General features: G+C 58.4%; 2 protein-coding genes. Both read right to left on the reverse strand.

Annotated features, from left to right (window positions below; genetic code table 11):
• Positions 1-7: 7 nt before the first annotated feature.
• On the reverse strand, positions 8-844 hold the full coding sequence (locus P273_RS0109120; protein ID WP_024628121.1) for a carbohydrate ABC transporter permease: 837 nt from the start codon (positions 842-844) through the stop codon (positions 8-10).
• Entirely contained in the window at positions 841-1,692 is an 852-nt protein-coding gene (locus tag P273_RS0109125) for a carbohydrate ABC transporter permease (protein WP_024628122.1), read from the reverse strand. The genes P273_RS0109120 and P273_RS0109125 overlap by 4 nt, the downstream gene beginning before the upstream one ends.
• Positions 1,693-1,694: the final 2 nt, after the last annotated feature.

Genomic DNA, 1,694 nt, shown 5'->3' on the forward strand with positions numbered 1-1,694 from the left:
TTTTGGTTTATCCTTTGACGGCGCCGGCGAGGACGCCTTTGATGATGTATTTCTGGCAGATCAGGTAGAAGACGATGATGGGGATGATGGCCAGGACCAGGCAGCCCATCATGGCGCCCATGTCCACCGAGCCGTACCCGCCCTTCAGGTACTGGATGGCGATGCTCATGGTCTTGAACCGGCGCATGTCCAGGGTCAGGTAGGGCAGCAGGAAGTCGTTCCAGATCCACATGGCCTCCAGGATCGCCACCGACACGATCGAGGGACGCATGATCGGCACCACGATCCCGAAGAAGGTGCGCGGGATGCTGGCCCCGTCGATCATGGCCGACTCCTCCAGCTCCTGGGGGATGCCCTTGACCACGCCCGTGAAGATGAACACCGCCAGGCCGGCACCGAACCCCAGATACACCACACACAGCCCCCACGGCGTGTTCAGACCCAGCATGTCAGCCATTTTCGACAGGGTGAACATCACCATCTGGAACGGCACGATCATGTTGAACAGGAACAGCAGATACAGGAACTTGGCCACCCGCGTGTTGACCCTGACGATCCACCAGGCGCACATGGACGTGCACACCAGGATCAGCAGGACCGAACCCACGGTCACCACCACCGTCCAGCCGAAGCTGGCCAGCAGGTTCGTCCGCTCCACACCCCTGCGGTAGTTCTCCAGACCCACGAACGTCCTGCCCGTGGGAAGCGAGAACGCGTTGCGCGAGATATACGCCTTGTTCTTGAACGAGTTCACGACCACCAGCGCGATCGGGAACACCCACAACAAGGACACCAGAGCAAAGAACAGGGTCCACAGCCCCGAATGCTTCACCTTGCCGCTCATGCCGACACCTCCCTGCTGGTCGTCAGCCTGTTCTGCACCACCGCGATCACCGCCACGATCACGAAGAACACCACCGCCTTCGCCTGGCCCACGCCCTCGAAGCCCGTACGCCCGTAGAAGGTACGGTAGATGTTCAACGCCAACAGCTCCGACGTGTTCGACGGCGCCCCATTGGTCAACGCCAGATTCTGATCGAACATCTTGAACCCGTTGGTCATCGTCAAAAACGTGCACACCGTGATCGAAGGCATCATCAACGGCAACGTGATCCGGAACAGGATCTGACGGCCGCTGGCCCCGTCAACCGAAGCGGCCTCCACCACATCCCCAGGCAACGCCTGAAGACCGGCAATGTAAATGATCATCATATAGCCGATCTGCTGCCAGCAATACAACAGCACCATCCCCCAGAAGCCATACACCCCCGAATACGTGATCGAACGACCCCAATGCTGCAGCACGCCGTTCAACAACAGCAGCCAGATATACCCCAGGATGATCCCACCGATCAGATTCGGCATGAAGAACACCGAACGGAACACATTCGCCCCACGGATCGCCTTGGTCAGCATATACGCCACCGCGAAACCACACACATTGATGACCACAGTCGTCACCACCGTGAACGCCACCGTATACACCATCGCATGCCAGAACTCTTTATCCGACAACGCCGCCGCATAATTGCCCAACCCCACAAACCGGGCATCCACCACCGTCGTGAACCGGCAAAAACTCAAATACACACCCATCACAAACGGCACCACAAAACCAACCACAAACGCCAACAACGTAGGCAACACAAACAACCCCCACCACCTACGAATCGACCGACCAACCATCGAAATCA

This window comes from Bifidobacterium sp. A11, from assembly GCF_000499185.1.
In the GTDB taxonomy this organism is placed as follows: domain Bacteria; phylum Actinomycetota; class Actinomycetes; order Actinomycetales; family Bifidobacteriaceae; genus Bombiscardovia; species Bombiscardovia mizhiensis.